Here is a 15415-nt window from a genome sequence, read left to right as displayed (position 1 = left end):
TCAGGCTGCGAACGCCATCCTCACAGTCAGCCGAGGAGCAGGCCTACGTCAGCCGAGGAGCAGGTTGCGCAGCTGGTCGGTCGAGTGCACGACGGCCATGGCGTCGCCGGCCTCCTCGGGGCCGCCGTAGCCCCACTCGACCATGATGGTGGGCACGCCGTTGGCGAGCGCACCGAGCGTGTCGTAGCCGCGGTCGCCGATCATGACGGCATTGGCGGTGTCGATCTCGAGATCCTCGAGGCGCCGAAGCGCCTCGGCGACGACGTCGGCCTTGGTGCTGCGCTCCTCGTCGTCGCTCGCCCCGGCGATCACCGTGAAGTACCGGCTGAGGTCGTGGTGGTCGAGCACCGCGCTCGCCATGGACTCCGGCTTCGAGGTGGCCAGCGCGACGGGGATGCCCGCCGCGTGCAGCCGCTCGATCACGTGCCCGACTCCCGGGAACACGGGGGAGCGCAGCACGTGCTCGCCGTAGTGGTCGCGATAGACGTTGAGCGCCTCCCACGCCTCGGCGTCGGTGAACCCCGCGGTCATGCGCAGGCTGTCGAGGAGCGGCGGCCCCACGTAGGTGCGCAGCACCTCCTCGGACGGCGCCTCGAGTCCCATCTCCGTGAACATGTGCGCGAGCGACGCGGTGATGTCGGACGCCGAGTCGACGATCGTGCCGTCGAGATCGAACAGCACCGGCGACCACGTGCGCGGCGGCGCGATGGTCTGGGTGGGCAGGGTCGAAGTCACCGTGACATCCTACGGGTACGTTGTCTGAGTCTTTCTCAGGAAGTGAACGCTCTCATATCGCCGGCGCAATGGCAAGGGACGCCTCAGAACAGCCGCGCGTGACCGCTCTCGATGCCCCGCATCGCGTCGTAGTCGAGCACGACGCAGCGGATGCCGCGGTCCTCGGCGAGCGTGCGCGCCTGCGGCTTGATCTCCTGCGCGGCGAACACGCCCGTCACGGGCGCGAGCCGCGGGTCGCGGTTCATGAGCTCGAGGTAGCGGGTGAGCTGCTCGACGCCGTCGATGTCGCCGCGCCGCTTGAGCTCGACGGCGACCGATGCGCCCGAGGCATCCGTCGCCAGGATGTCGACCGGGCCGATGGCCGTCATGTACTCGCGACGCACCAGCCGGTGCCCCTCGCCGAGGAGCTCGATCTGCTCGGCCAGCAGTTGCTGCAGGTGCGCCTCGACGCCGTCCTTCACGAGACCGGGGTCGACGCCGAGCTCGTGCGCGGAGTCGTGCAGCACCTCGTGGATCGACACCACGAGCTGGTCGGCGGTCTTCTGGTGGGTGACCCTCCACACCTCGACGACGCCGGCGGCCTGCTGGTCGTCGTCGGGATCGACCGTCGCGAGGGTGCACGGGGGGCTCATCCAGTTGAGCGGCTTGTAGCTGCCGCCGTCGGAGTGCACGAGCAGTGAGCCGTCGCCCTTCACCATGAGCAGCCGGGTCGCGAGCGGCAGGTGGGCGGAGAGTCGCCCCGCGTAGTCGACGGAGCAACGGGCGATGACGAGGCGCACCTGTCGAGTGTACGGCGAGCCGCCGACGCGGGCGGATGCCGCGGGCGGGCGCGTCGGGCGGATGCCGCGGGCGGGCGCGTCGGGCGGATACCCCGAGGCCGCCGGATGCCCCGGAGACGCGGGATGCCCCGAGCCGACGTCCCCGGCTCACGCCCCTCGACGAGCGTGCGGACCCGTGCGCTCCCGCGCCGCCGGCGCCGCGAGCCCGGCGATCACCATGAGCACGAGGATCACGAGCAGCGCGTTCAGGATGCCGAACTGCTGCCCGAGGAACCCGAGGAACGGCGGCCCGACGAGGAACGCGCAGTAGCCGATGATCGCCACCGCGCTCACGCGGGCCGCGGCCAGGCGCCGCTCGGGCACGTCGGCCGCGGCCGACATTCCGACGGGGAACCCGAGCGAGGCGCCGATGCCCCAGAGCACCGTTCCGACGACGAGCAGCCACGGCTCGGTGCCGAAGATGAAGAGGGCGAGGCCGACGACGCCCGTGGCGGCGAGCACCCGCAGCGTCGGCACGCGGCCGAACCGGTCGATCACGGGGCCGCCGAGCACCCTGGCCGCCGTCATGGCGACGGTGAAGACGGTGAACACGGCGGCGCCGGTCGTCGCGTCGAATCCGTGCCCGTCGACGACGGCGAGCGCGATCCAGTCATTGGCGCTGCCCTCGGCGAAGGCCATGCCGAGCATGATCACGCCGATGAGGAGCAGCCGCAGGTCCGCCCAGACGGCGAGGCTCTCGCGCACCCGCTGTCGCATGGGCGGTCGCGCGGCGCCGTCGCGGGCGTCGGGCAGCACCGGCTGCGCCGGCACGAACCGCACGGCCACCACCACGCCGAGCGCGATGAGCAGCGCCACACCGGCGAGGTGCCAGGCGAGCGTGATGTCGAGGGCGGATGCCGCGGCCGCGAGCCCGGCGCCGGCGACTGTGCCGAAGCTGAAGAACGCGTGCATGAGCGGCATCAGGGTGCGGCCGATCTCGCGCTCGGCCTCGGCGCCCTCGACGTTCATCATCACGTCGACGGCGCCGTTGCCGAATCCGAAGAGCGCGAGGCCCGCGACGACGAGCAGCACCGACGGCGTCGCAGACCCGCCGAGCCCGACGAGCACGAGCCCGACCGAGACGATCACCATCACCCCGGCCATGCCGACGCGGGGGCCGAGACGCGCGAGCAGCCACGGTGCCGCCACGAGCCCGAGGATGGAGGCGATCGAACCGCTCAGGATGACGAATCCGACGCCCTGCGTGGTGAGCTCGGTGTGGTCGCGGATCGCCGGGATGCGCGCCATCCAGCTCGCCAGGCCGAAGCCGGACAGGAAGAAGACCGCAAAGATCGCGTTGCGCCACGCGATGAGCTCGCGGCGCGTGCGGGACTCGGTGCTCCGGTGGTCGGTCATGGCGGGTGCGGTGTCTCCGTGTGGCGACATTACTGCCTCGTCGTCGAAGTCGGGCCGGGATACGGCGAATCGGGCGGATCGAATCGATTCGAGTCGAATCGATTCGACAACGATACTGAGCGTGGCCCCGTCCTGCAAGCGTCGGTATGCCGCGGGCGGGGCATCCGCCGCCTTGCCGATTCCGGGGCACGGGCTCGCGGCATCCGCTCTCCCGAGACGTCGGCACGCGTCATCCGGTCGTCCTCGTGACTACGATGATCGGGTCACCTCGACGCGCGCCGTGACCCTCGGCGTGCGAGCTCGGCGCCGCAGACCCCGCGGTGCCCGGACGAAACGGACTCGCCGATGAAGGCCCTCTACAAGCCCGCGCCCGGTGCCGGCCTGGAGTACGTCGACCGCCCGGAGCCCGAGCCCGGTCCGGCCGAGGTGAAGATCCGCGTGCTGCGCACCGGCATCTGCGGCACCGACCTGCACATCGAGCAGTGGGACGACTGGGCCGCCGCCGAGATCCGAGCGCCGCTCATCCCCGGCCACGAGTTCTACGGCGAGGTCGTCGAGGTCGGCGAGCTGGTGCACGACGTCGCCGTCGGCGACCGCGTGTCGGGCGAGGGCCACGTCGTCTGCGGCATGTGCCGCAACTGCCGCGCCGGCCGCCGGCAGATGTGCATCCGCACCACGAGCGTCGGGCTGCATCGCGACGGCGCCTTCGCGGAGTACGTCGTCATCCCCGGCGAAAACGTCTGGGTGCACCACGCCGACGTCGACCCCGAGGTCGGCGCGATCTTCGATCCGTTCGGCAACGCCGTGCACACCGCGCTCGCCTTCTCGGTCGTCGGCGAGGACGTGCTCGTCACCGGCTGCGGGCCGATCGGCCTCATGTCCATCGCCGTGGCGCGCCACGTCGGCGCCCGGTTCATCGTCGCGAGCGACGTGAGTCCGGCCCGCCTCGAGCTGGCGGCGAGGATGGGGGCGGATGCCACGGTCGACGTGTCGCGCGAGCGGATCCGCGACGTGCAGCCGCGCCTCGGCATGCGCGAGGGCTTCGACGTCGGCTTCGAGATGTCGGGCTCGGCACAGGCCCTGCCCGAGATGATCGAGAACATGAACCACGGCGGCCGCATCGCCCTGCTCGGCCTGCCGAGCGAGCCCTACGCGATCGACTGGGCCAAGGTCGTCACGCACATGCTCACGCTGAAGGGCATCTACGGTCGCGAGATGTTCGAGACGTGGAACTCAATGAGCGCCATGCTCCAGACCAGCGCGACGCTGCGCGCGAGCATCTCGTCGATCATCAGCGACCGCTACCCGGCGCGCGAGTGGCGCGCCGCCTTCGACGCCGCCGAGTCGGGTGGCGTCGGCAAGGTCATCCTCGACTGGACGGAGCTCTAGGAAATGTACGGATCGGTGAAGGAACAGCTGCGGGCCGAACTCGACGAGATCGAGGCCGCCGGACTCACGAAGCGCGAGCGCGGCATCCACGGGCCGCAGTCCTCGGAGATCGAGGTCGGCGGCCGCGAGGTGCTGAACTTCTGCGCGAACAACTACCTCGGCCTCGCGAACGACCCGCGCATCGTCGCCGCCGCGCGCCGTGGGCTCGACGAGTGGGGGTACGGACTCGCGAGCGTGCGCTTCATCTGCGGCACGCAGGAGCTCCACCTCGAACTCGAACGGCGGGTGTCGGAGTTCCTGGGCTACGACGACACCATCCTGTTCTCGTCGTGCTTCGACGCCAACGGCGGCGTGTTCGAGGTGCTGTTCGGCGCGGATGACGCGATCATCTCCGACGAGCTCAACCACGCGTCGATCATCGACGGCATCCGGCTCTCGAAGGCGCAGCGGTTCCGCTACCGGAACCGCGACATGGCCGACCTCGAGGCGCAGTTGGTCGCGGCATCCGGTGCGCGACGGCGCGTGATCGTGACCGACGGCGTGTTCTCGATGGACGGCTACGTCGCGCCGCTGCGGGAGATCTGCGACCTCGCCGACCGGTACGAGGCGCTCGTCTTCGTCGACGACTCGCACGCCGTGGGATTCGTCGGAGAGCACGGCCGGGGCACGCCCGAGTACTGCGGCGTGGAGGGCCGGGTCGACATCACGACCGGCACGTTCGGCAAGGCGTTGGGCGGGGCATCCGGCGGCTACGTGGCCGCCCGACAGGAGATCGTCGACCTGCTGCGCCAGCGGGCACGCCCGTATCTGTTCTCGAACACGCTCGCGCCGATGATCGTCGCCGGCACGATCGAGGCGCTGCGGCTCGTCGAGGGCTCGGGCGACCTGCGGTCGAAGCTCGTGGCGAACGCGGCGTTGTTCCGCTCGCTCATGGAGGCGGAGGGCTTCGACCTGCTGCCCGGCGAGCACCCCATCGTGCCGGTCATGTTCGGCGATGCGGCGCTCACGGCGCGGGTCGCCGATGCGTTGCTGGAGCGAGGCGTGTACGTGACCGCGTTCAGCTATCCGGTGGTGCCGAAGGGCGCGGCGCGGATCCGCGTGCAACTCTCGGCGGCGCACTCGGAGGAGGAGATCCGGCGCTGCGTCGCGGCGTTCGTGGGCGCGCGCGACGCGGTGGCCGCCGCCGCGTCCTCGTGATGCGCGGCTGACGCGCACCTGCCGCACCTGCCGGTCGCGACGGGCCTCCCGCGCTGCTCCGGCGGCGTGTTGCTCCGGCGTCGCGTTGCTCCGGCGTCGTGTTGCTCCGGCGTCGTGTTGCTCCGGCGTCGTGTTGCTCCGATCTGCGGATATACGATCCGACACCCCGGCCGATCCGGCGCGCCGTCGGCGCGCCGGATCGTATATCCGCAGTGGTGGACAGGGGCGGGCGGCTCGAATCGATTCGATCGTAGAATCGGAAGGGTGACCCGCGAACCTGCCGCCACGACCGGCGCCATCCAGCGTCCGACGCTCGCCGACGTCGCCGCGAAGGCCGGCGTGTCCGCGTCGACGGCGTCGCTCGCGTTCAGCGGCTCGGGTCCGGTGGCGGATGCCACGAAGGAGCGCGTGCTCGCCGCGGCATCCGAGCTCGGCTACGGCGGACCCGACCCGCGCGCCCGTTCGCTGCGGCAGGGGCGTTCGGGCATCGTCGGCGTCGTGCTCGCCGAGCGCGTGCGCGCCGCGTTCCTCGACCCCGTGAACATCCAGATGCTCGACGGCGTCACCGAGGGCATCGCGCCGCTCGGCGCCGGTCTCCTGCTCCTCACCGACACGGGCGAGGAGGGCGGCAACGCCGTCGGCATCGAGAGCGCGCCCGTCGACGCCGTCGTGCTCATCGGGTGTAGTCCGCGCGTCGGCCGCTCCGTCGAGGTGCTGCGGCGCCGCGGCATCCCGTCGGTGGCGATCGAGGGCGCCGTCGGCGAGGACATCCCCGAGATCTCCATCGACAACCGCGAGGCCACGCGTCGCGGCGCCGAGTACCTCAGGGACCTCGGGCACACGGAGGTCGCGATCGTCACGCTCCCGTTCGACGCCGCCCGCACCCGCGGCCCGCTCACGCCCGAGCTCGAGCGCGGCAGCACGGCCGACACCGCGAGCGAGCGGCTTCGCGGTGCGCGCGACGTGTTCCCCGAGATCACCGGCCGCGTCGCCGCGACGAGCTCCATCGAGGAGGGGCGCGAGGCGGCGAAGGCCCTGCTCGCCGACCCGGCGCATCGGCCGACGGCCGTCATCGCGCAGAGCGACCTGCTCGCCGCGGGCGTCGTGCTCGCCGCCGAGGAGCTCGGGCTCTCGGTCCCCGGCGACCTCAGCGTGCTCGGGTTCGACGGCATCCGCGTCGACGGCCTGCAGCACGACCTCACCACGCTGGTGCAGCCGTCGGTCGACAAGGGGCGCGCGGCCGGCGAGGCCCTGGTGAGCCTCCTCGCCGGGGAGACGCCGGCGTCGCGGTGCTTCACGAGCACGCTGCACGTCGGCGACACGACGGCCCCGCCGAGATGACGCGCCGGAAGGGGTCCGCTCGTAGGCTGGCGGGATGACCCTCGACCTCGCCGCGGTCTACCGCGACCTGCATGCGCATCCCGAGCTCTCGTTCCAGGAGCACCGCACCGCGGGCATCGTCGCCGGCGCCCTCGAGCGGTTCGGCCTCGCCGTCACCACCGGCATCGGCGGCACGGGCGTCGTCGGCGTGCTCGAGAACGGCGACGGGCCGACCGTACTGCTCCGCGCCGACATGGACGGGCTCCCCGTCGAGGAGGCCACGGGTCTGCCCTACGCGAGCACCGAGCGCGGCACCGACCCCGACGGGAACGACGTGCCGGTGATGCACGCGTGCGGTCACGACGTGCACGTCACCTGCCTCCTCGGCGCGACCGAGCGCCTCACCGCCGACCGTGCGGCATGGTCGGGCAGGTTGGTCGCGCTGTTCCAGCCCGCCGAGGAATGGGGCGGCGGGGCGGAGGCCATGATCGCCGACGGGCTCTTCGACCGCGTGCCGAAGCCCGACGTCGTGCTCGGACAGCACGTCGCGCCGTTCCCGGCCGGCCTCGTCGGCGTTCGCGGCGGGCCCGCCATGGCCGGCGCCGACTCCCTCACGATCCGCCTGCACGGAACCGGCGGCCACGGCTCGCGGCCCGAGACGACGGTCGACCCCGTCTACCTCGCCGCGTCCACGACCGTTCGCCTGCAGGGCATCGTCGCGCGAGAGGTGGCGGCGACGGATGCCGCAGTCGTCACGGTGGGGCAACTGCACGCCGGGACCAAGCACAACATCATCCCGTCGGAGGCGATGCTGGGTCTCAGCGTGCGCACGTTCGACGAGGCGGTACGCGAGAAGGTGCTGGCGTCGATCGAGCGGATCGTCAAGGCGGAGGCCGCGGCATCCGGGGCTCCGAGGGAACCCGAGATCGTGTACGACGAGCGGTTCCCGGTCACCGTCAACGACCCGGACGCGACCGAGCGCACGGCCGGCGCGCTGCGCCACGCGCTCGGCGCGGAGCGCGTGATCGACCCGGGCCTCGTCTCGGGCAGCGAGGACGTCGGAGTGCTCGCGACGGCCGCCGGCGTGCCGCTCGTCTACTGGCTGCTCGGCGGCATGGACCCGGCGCGCTTCGGCGACGCGCTGCAGAGCGGGCGGATGCCCGACGACGTTCCGTCGAACCACTCGCCGCACTTCGCGCCGGTCATCGAGCCGACGCTGTCCGCCGGCGTCGCCGCCCTCGTGGCGGCCGCGCGGGAGTGGCTGGCGAGTGCCTGATCTGGCGAGCGCCTGAGCGGCGGGAACGCCTGAGCGGCGGACCCACCCGGCCGTCGCGCGGCCTCGAACGGGCCGAACCGGCTCAGGCCGTCGCGCCCGTCACCATCCACGCCGTGCCGCGCGCCCGCCACGACAGGGTCGCCGCCCGCGCGGCGAGGTAGCCGAGGGCGAACGCGGCCATGAGCCATGCGGGTCCGGCAGCGCCGGCGGGCGCGACCGCCACGACCCACAGTGCGAGCGGCACGAACACGGCGAGGTTCACGAGCCCCGTCCACGCGAGGTACCGGGCGTCGCCCGCGCCGATGAGCACGCCGTCGAGCACGAACACGACGCCCCCGAGCGGCGCCGAGAGGCCGAGCACCACGAGCGCGGGCGGCAGCAGCGCAGCGACGTCGGCCGAGCTCGTGAACACCGCGGGCAGCACCCACGCGGTGGCGACGACGAGCGCGCCGAGCACCGCGCCGCTCGCGGCACCCCACTGCAGGCAGCGGCGCAGCACCGCGCGCACCGCGGCCACATCGCCCGCGCCCAGGCCGAGTCCGATGAGCGCCTGCGCGGCGATCGCGAGGGCGTCGAGCGCGAAGCCGATCGTGAAGTACAGCGTCATGGCCACCTGGAACGCGGCGAGCTCGTTCGAGCCGAGCGACGTCGCCGCCCAGGTCGCGAGCAGCAGCGCCGCGCGCAGGCTCACGGTGCGCAGCAGCAGCCATCCGCCCGATGCCGCGCCGCGCAGCACGCCGGCGTGGTGCGGCCACGGGCTCGCGCCGACGCGCGCCCCATGGCGGGCGATGACGACGAGGTACACGGCGACCATGCCCCACTGCGCGACGACCGTGCCGATGGCCGACCCGGCGATGCCCCAGCCCGCGACGTAGATGAACACGTAGTTGAGCGCGATGTTCGCCGCGAACCCGATGCCGGCCACCCAGAGCGGCGTGCGGGTGTCCTGCAGTCCGCGCAGCAGGCCCGTCGCCGCGAACACCACGAGCATCGCGGGCAGTCCCGCCATCGAGATCGTGAGGTAGACGGATGCCTCGGCCGCGACGTCCGTCGCCGCCCCGAACGCACCCACCAGCGCGGGCGCGGCGAACCACCCGACGACGGCGAGCACGACGCCGAGCCCGAGCGCGAGCCACACGCCGTCGATGCCGGAGGCGACGGCCCCGCGCTCGTCTCCGGTGCCGAGCCGACGCGCGACGGCGGGCGTCGTGGCGTAGGCGAGGAAGACCATGAGCCCGATGATCGTCTGCAGGATCGCGCTCGCGAGGCCGAGCCCGGCGAGGGGCGTGGCGCCGAGGTGGCCGACCATCGCGGTGTCCGCGAGCAGGAAGAGCGGCTCGGCGACGAGCGCGCCCAGCGCGGGCACGGCGAGGCGCAGGATGTCGCGATCGACGGCGCGACGGGAGGCGGTGGTGCTCATCTCGTCACGAGCCTAGGCGTGGCCGGCGACAGCGGCCCCGCGGCATCCGCTCAGCGCTTGTCGACGATCTCCTTGCCGAGCGGCGCGAGCGAGACGGGGATGAGCTTGAAGTTCGCGATGCCGAGCGGGATGCCGATGATCGTGAGGCACAGCAGGATGCCGGTGAACAGGTGCTCGAGCGCCAGCCACCAGCCGGCGAGGATCACCCACACCACGTTGCCGAGGAACGACCAGGCGCCCGACGTCGGCTTCGAGACGACCTCGCGACCGAAGGGCCACGCGGCGTAGTTGGCGATCCGGAATGACGCGAGCCCCCACGGGATCGTGACGATGAGCACGAACATGATCACGCCCGCCAGCACATAGCCGATCCAGAGCCAGATGCCCGCGAGCACGAACCAGATGACGTTCAGCACGGTGTTCATGTCGACTCCATCAAATCACGTGGCACGGGTATCCGGGGTCTACTGTTTCTCCGTGACCATTCGCGAGAGCCTGCGGTCCGGTCGACGGATGCTCCACCGCCGCCGTCTCGGCCTGCATCCGGCGCAGGCCGTGGTCGCCGGCTTCGCCAGTGCGATCCTCGTCGGTACCGCGCTGCTCCTGCTACCCGCGTCGTCGGCCGACGACCGGTCGACCACCCTCGTAGACGCCCTGTTCACCGCGACGTCGGCCGTCTGCGTCACCGGACTCGTCGTGCTCGACACGCCGACGCACTGGAGCCCGTTCGGCCAGGTCGTGATCCTGGTGCTCATCCAGCTCGGCGGGCTCGGCATCATGATCTTCGCGTCCATGATCGGCCTCGTGCTGGCCCGGAAGCTGAGCGTGCGGGCGCGCCTCAACACCGCGGCCGAGGCGAAGTCGGTGGGGTTCGACGACGTGCGCGGACTCGTGCGCGGCATCGTGCTCATCTCGTTCGCGATCGAGGCCACGGTCTTCGTGCTGCTGTTCCCGCGCCTGCTCTTCGGCTACGGGTACGGAATCGGCGACGCGGCGTGGCACGCGGGGTTCCACGCCGTGTCATCGTTCAACAACGCGGGGTTCGCGCTGTACAGCGACAGCCTGATGCGGTTCGCGGCCGACCCGTTCATCTGCCTGCCCATCGCGGCCGCGGTCATCCTCGGCGGGCTGGGGTTCCCCGTGATCATGCAGTTGCGCCGGGAGTTCCGGCACCCGCTGCACTGGTCGATGAACACGAAGCTCGTGCTCTGGGCGACCCTCGTGCTGCTGGTGGGCGGCACGGTCTACATCACCGCGATCGAGTGGGAGAACCCCGATACCCTCGGTGGGCTCGACCCGGCGGCGAGAGTGCTCGCGGGGTTCTTCCAGTCGGTGCAGACGCGCACCGCCGGATTCAACTCCATCGACATCGCCGCCCTGCACGACGAGACCTGGCTCGGGATGGACGTGCTCATGTTCATCGGCGGCGGCCCGGCCGGGACCGCGGGCGGCATCAAGGTCACGACGTTCGCGGTGCTCTTCTTCATCATCGTGACCGAGCTGCGCGGCGAGGGCGCGGTGAACATCTTCGGCAAGCGGCTGTCGCGCGCCGTGCACCGGCAGGCGATCACGGTCGCGCTCATCGCGGTGGGCGCGGTCATGACCGGCGTCGTCGTGCTGATGCTCATCACGGGCCTCGACCTCGACCGGGTGCTCTTCGAGGCGGTGTCGGCGTTCGGCACGGTCGGCCTGTCGACGGGCATCACGACGGAACTCAACGATGCCGCGAAGCTCGTGCTGGTCGTGCTGATGTTCCTGGGCCGGCTCGGACCCCTGACCCTCGGCACGGCGATCGCGCTCCGCGAGCGCCGCATCCTCTACGAGTACCCCAAGGAAAGGCCCGCCATTGGCTAGATTCCCGATCTTCGGCGGCGACGTGTCGCGCCGCATCGCCGAGGCCGACTCGGTGGCCGTCATCGGCCTCGGCCGGTTCGGCCGATCGCTCGCGCTCGAGCTCATGGACAAGGGCACCGACGTGCTCGGCATCGACGCCGACGAGGAGATCGTGCAGGCGCTGAACACCCAACTCACCCAGGTCGTGCGCGCGGATTCGACGAAGGAGGAGGCCTTGCGCCAGCTCGCCGTCGACGAGTTCGATCGCGTCGTCGTCGCCATCGGCGACGACATCTCCGCGTCGATCCTCACGTGCTCGGTGCTGCTCGGCATGAAGGCGCCCGTCATCTGGGCGAAGGCCCTCGACGACCGCCACGGCCTCATCCTCGAGCAGCTGGGCGTGCACCACGTGATCTACCCGGAGAAGGACATGGGCAGGCGCGTCGCGCATCTCGTGCGCGGCGCCGCGCTCGACTACATCGAGGTCGATCCCGGCTACGCGCTCGTCAAGGCCTCTGCCCCCGGGGTGCTGCTCGGCAAGCGTCTCGGCGACACCGGGTTGCGCCACGCCTACGGCGTCACGATCGCGGCGTACAAGCGCGATGCCGAGCCGTGGAAGAACGCCGACGCCGACACGGTGCTGGCGGCGGGCGACAAGATCCTCGTGGTCGGGCCGACCTCGTCCGCCGAGAACTTCGCCCAGCTGCGCTGAGCAAAAACTCCCGACGCTGCGAGTGCGCCGTGAGACGCGCCGTCGCGGCATCCGCCCCGAGCCCCCGCCCACGTAGGCTGTGGGAATGACGAAGCTCCCCTCAGGCATCGCGCTGGACGAACTCGACGACGGGGTGCGTCCGCAGGACGACCTCTTCCGGCACGTCAACGGCAAGTGGATCGAGCGCACCGAGATCCCCGCCGACAAGGCCCGCTACGGATCGTTCCTCGTGCTGCACGAGGAGGCCGAGCAGGCCGTGCGCGAGATCATCGAGGAGGCGCAGCAGGCCGAGCCCGGCACCGAGGCGCGCAAGGTCGGCGACCTCTACGCGAGCTTCATGGACGAGCAGCACGTGAACCTGCTCGGCGCGACGCCCATCGCGGGCCAGCTCGTCGACGTCGCGCTCGTGAACTCCGTCGAGTCGTTTCTCGGCACGCTCGGCCGTCTCGAGCGTCAGGGTGTCTCGGGGTTCGTGCAGCTCTACGTCGACAACGACCCGGGCGACCCCGAGCGCTACCTCGTGTTCGTCGAGCAGGGCGGCATCGGCCTGCCCGACGAGAGCTACTTCCGCGAGGAGCGCTTCGAGTCCATTCGCGAGGCCTACCGGGCGCACCTCGAGCGCATGTTCGGGCTCGCCCAGCTCGACGACCCCGCGGGTCGGGCCGCTCGCGTGTACGAGCTCGAGGCCGATCTCGCGAAGGTGCACTGGAACAACGTCGACACGCGCGACAGCCACAAGACGTACAACCTGTTCCAGTGGGCGGATGCCGCGGCCGCGGTCTCCGGTACCCCTGAGCCTGGTCGAAGGGTCGACCTGCAGGTGTGGCGCGACGCCATGGGGGTGCCCGAGGGGGCCTTCGACGAGCTCGTCCTGCGTGAGCCCTCCTTCGTCGAGGGACTCGGCGCGTTGCTCACCGAGGAGCGGCTGCCGGCGTGGAAGGACTGGCTCGCCTGGCAGGTGATCCGATCGAGCGCCGCCTACCTCTCGAACGACTTCGTGGAGGCGAACTTCGACTTCTACGGTCGCACGCTGAGCGGCACGCCGCAGCTGCGCGAGCGCTGGAAGCGCGGCGTCTCGCTCGTCGAGGGCGCCATGGGCGAGGCCGTGGGGCGCATCTACGTCGAGCGGCACTTCCCGCCCGCCGCGAAGGCGGCGATGGACGACCTCGTCGCGAACCTCGTCGAGGCGTACCGGCAATCGATCTCGGCGCTCGCCTGGATGAGCGACGAGACGCGCGCCAAAGCCCTCGAGAAGCTCGCCAAGTTCACCCCGAAGATCGGCTACCCCGTGAAGTGGCGCGACTACTCCTCGCTCGCGATCGATCCCTCGAACCTCATCGGCAACGTTCGGGCGACCGCGGAGTTCGAGTTCAACCGCGAGCTCGGCAAGATCGGCAAGCCCATCGACCGCGACGAGTGGTTCATGACGCCGCAGACCATCAATGCGTACTACAACCCGGGATTCAACGAGATCGTGTTCCCCGCGGCGATCCTGCAGTACCCGTTCTTCGACGCTGATCGGGATGCCGCGGCGAACTACGGTGCGATCGGCGCCGTCATCGGTCACGAGATCGGGCACGGGTTCGACGACCAGGGCTCGAAGTACGACGGCGACGGCCGGCTCGTGGACTGGTGGACCGAGGCCGACCGGGCCGCGTTCGAGGAGCGCACGAAGGCGCTCATCGACCAGTACGACGCCCTGACGCCGGCGCAACTCGACGGCGAGGGCCACCACGTGAACGGCGCCCTCACGATCGGCGAGAACATCGGCGACCTCGGCGGGCTCGCGATCGCGTGGAAGGCCTACCAGCTCTCGCTCGGCAAGGCGAAGCCGCCCGTGATCGACGGACTGACCGGGGCGCAGCGGTTCTTCCTGTCATGGGCGCAGGCGTGGCAGATGAAGGGTCGCGACGAGGAGGTCATCCGCCTGCTTGCGATCGATCCGCACTCGCCGAACGAGTTCCGGTGCAACCAGATCGTGCGCAACATCGACGAGTTCTACGGTGCGTTCGATGTGTCCGACGGCGACGACCTCTGGCTCGAGCCGGCCCAGCGCGTCACCATCTGGTAGCGCCGACCGCCCCCGAAGAGGGGGTGGGGTATCTCGGCGGCCGCTGCTTGACTGGGGCCACTGCGTCCGACGCAGGAGCGCCGACATGGTGCGGAAGCCGCGGGCGATCTTCCGCTCGCATCCTCAGTCAAGGGAGCCCGAGGTCATGTCGTCGCGCGCACGCTACCGAACGAAATCGTCCAGTGCCGCTTCTTCCGCCGTACCCCGGTCCCGGCCGCGCCGGGTGTTCGGACTCGTCGCCGCCGTCTCCGTGGCGGCGGCGACCCTGCTGACCGGGCCGGTGGCGGCCGCGGCCGAGCCCGCGTGGTCGCTCAGCAAGATCGGCGATCTCGACTTCAAGCAGGGGATGGCGCTGGGCGACGGGTGGGATGCCACCGGCATCAGCCCCGACGGCCGCTATCTGGTGACACCCGATGCGCGTGCCGAAGGTCGGGCGTTGCTCCTCGTCGACACCCAGACCGGGACGAGCCAGCTCGTGAATGCGTATGCCGCGGGCGCCCAGAGCATCGGCTCGTCGTGGGAGGCGGGACGTGCGCAGGTCAGCACCGGGGGCCGGTTCGTCGCGTTCACCGAGAACGTGAAGAACCTGCCGAAGCCCCCCGACGGCACCGACGCGACGTTCTGGACGTATGTGTACGACGCCGAGTCGAAGGTCGTGACGCCGGTGCCGACCACGTCCGAGCTGCCGCGCTTCAACGAGCTCGCGCTCGTCGACATGAGCGCAGACGCATCCGTTCTGCTGCTCCGGAACGACGACAACGGACGTCGCCTCTACGTGACGAAGCGCGACGGCGCCACGATGACGACCGGCCTGCTCATGGAACTGCCCGCCCCGTCGTCCTCGAGTGACGTGATTCGGTACCCCTATCCGCAGCTCAGCGACGACGGCACCCGGGTTCTGCTCCACGACCTCAGCGGCGACGGGAGTGTCGCACTCTACGACATCAGCGGCGAGGTGCCGGTGCTCGAGTGGTCGGAGCCGGCGTACGTCGGGTCCCAGCCCACGCCCTACAGGTGGACCGCACGGGTCGGGCTGAGTGCCGACGGCTCGGTGGTGGCGTGGGCGACTCGTCCCGCGAGCTGGCCGGACGCGCAGGTGCCGTTCGCCATCACCGTCCTCGATCGCAGCAGTGGCGAACGACGAGAACTCGTCGTGCCCGAACGATGGGTCAGGTTCGAGGGCGGGTTCGTCCTGAGCGCCGACGGGTCGACGCTCGCGGCGGTCGTGGCACGCGACAGCGCGGGCTCCGACATCTTCGCGTTCGATGTCGCCACCGGTGAAGCCGAA

The 15415-nt window shown here is 71.1% G+C and carries 12 protein-coding genes; 7 read left to right on the top strand and 5 right to left on the bottom strand.

What is annotated here, in order from left to right; all coding sequences use genetic code 11:
• Positions 1–48: 48 nt before the first annotated feature.
• The 3 genes from EZM51_RS11560 to EZM51_RS11550 form a co-directional block, all read right to left on the bottom strand.
• On the bottom strand, positions 49–735 hold the full coding sequence (locus EZM51_RS11560) for an HAD hydrolase-like protein (RefSeq protein ID WP_136708387.1): 687 nt from the start codon (positions 733–735) through the stop codon (positions 49–51).
• Between the two features lie 83 nt (positions 736–818).
• Positions 819–1514 carry an endonuclease NucS gene (gene nucS, locus EZM51_RS11555; protein WP_136708386.1) on the bottom strand — a complete coding sequence of 232 codons (696 nt, stop codon included), beginning with the start codon at positions 1512–1514 and terminating at the stop codon, positions 819–821.
• A 147-nt stretch (positions 1515–1661) separates the two neighbouring features.
• Entirely contained in the window at positions 1662–2939 is a 1278-nt protein-coding gene (locus tag EZM51_RS11550; RefSeq protein ID WP_248305611.1) for an MFS transporter, read from the bottom strand.
• A 315-nt stretch (positions 2940–3254) separates the two neighbouring features.
• Between EZM51_RS11550 and tdh the strand changes: the two genes are divergently transcribed.
• The 4 genes from tdh (at position 3255) to EZM51_RS11530 (ending at position 8091) form a co-directional block, all read left to right on the top strand.
• The gene (gene tdh, locus EZM51_RS11545; protein WP_136708385.1) at positions 3255–4298 is read left to right on the top strand and encodes an L-threonine 3-dehydrogenase; all 1044 of its coding nucleotides are present in this window, start codon (positions 3255–3257) and stop codon (positions 4296–4298) included.
• A gap of 3 nt (positions 4299–4301) precedes the next feature.
• Positions 4302–5495, top strand: a complete 1194-nt coding sequence (locus EZM51_RS11540; protein ID WP_136708384.1) for a glycine C-acetyltransferase — start codon at positions 4302–4304, stop codon at positions 5493–5495.
• 264 nt (positions 5496–5759) lie between these two features.
• Positions 5760–6836 (top strand): LacI family DNA-binding transcriptional regulator, encoded by a 1077-nt coding sequence (locus EZM51_RS11535; protein ID WP_136708383.1) that lies wholly within the window; start codon positions 5760–5762, stop codon positions 6834–6836.
• Positions 6837–6870: 34 nt separating this feature from the next.
• Positions 6871–8091 (top strand): amidohydrolase, encoded by a 1221-nt coding sequence (locus tag EZM51_RS11530; RefSeq protein ID WP_136708382.1) that lies wholly within the window; start codon positions 6871–6873, stop codon positions 8089–8091.
• Positions 8092–8173: 82 nt separating this feature from the next.
• On the opposite strand, the gene EZM51_RS11525 is transcribed toward EZM51_RS11530, so the two are convergent.
• Both EZM51_RS11525 and EZM51_RS11520 read right to left on the bottom strand, forming a co-directional pair.
• Positions 8174–9511: an MATE family efflux transporter gene (locus EZM51_RS11525; protein ID WP_136708381.1), complete on the bottom strand. Its 1338-nt coding sequence runs from the start codon at positions 9509–9511 to the stop codon at positions 8174–8176.
• Between the two features lie 50 nt (positions 9512–9561).
• Positions 9562–9936, bottom strand: a complete 375-nt coding sequence (locus EZM51_RS11520) for a YccF domain-containing protein (protein WP_136708380.1) — start codon at positions 9934–9936, stop codon at positions 9562–9564.
• 88 nt (positions 9937–10024) lie between these two features.
• Between EZM51_RS11520 and EZM51_RS11515 the strand changes: the two genes are divergently transcribed.
• The 3 genes from EZM51_RS11515 (at position 10025) to EZM51_RS11505 (ending at position 14127) form a co-directional block, all read left to right on the top strand.
• On the top strand, positions 10025–11365 hold the full coding sequence (locus EZM51_RS11515) for a potassium transporter TrkG (protein ID WP_136708428.1): 1341 nt from the start codon (positions 10025–10027) through the stop codon (positions 11363–11365).
• Positions 11358–12056, top strand: coding sequence for a TrkA family potassium uptake protein (locus tag EZM51_RS11510; protein WP_211195892.1), 699 nt, complete (start codon positions 11358–11360; stop codon positions 12054–12056). The genes EZM51_RS11515 and EZM51_RS11510 overlap by 8 nt, the downstream gene beginning before the upstream one ends.
• An 85-nt stretch (positions 12057–12141) precedes the next feature.
• On the top strand, positions 12142–14127 hold the full coding sequence (locus EZM51_RS11505; RefSeq protein ID WP_136708379.1) for a M13-type metalloendopeptidase: 1986 nt from the start codon (positions 12142–12144) through the stop codon (positions 14125–14127).
• Positions 14128–15415 lie beyond the last annotated feature (1288 nt).

The organism is Agromyces sp. H66 (assembly GCF_004959775.1).
GTDB lineage: Bacteria > Actinomycetota > Actinomycetes > Actinomycetales > Microbacteriaceae > Agromyces.
This window is presented reverse-complemented; position numbering and strand designations above follow the sequence as displayed.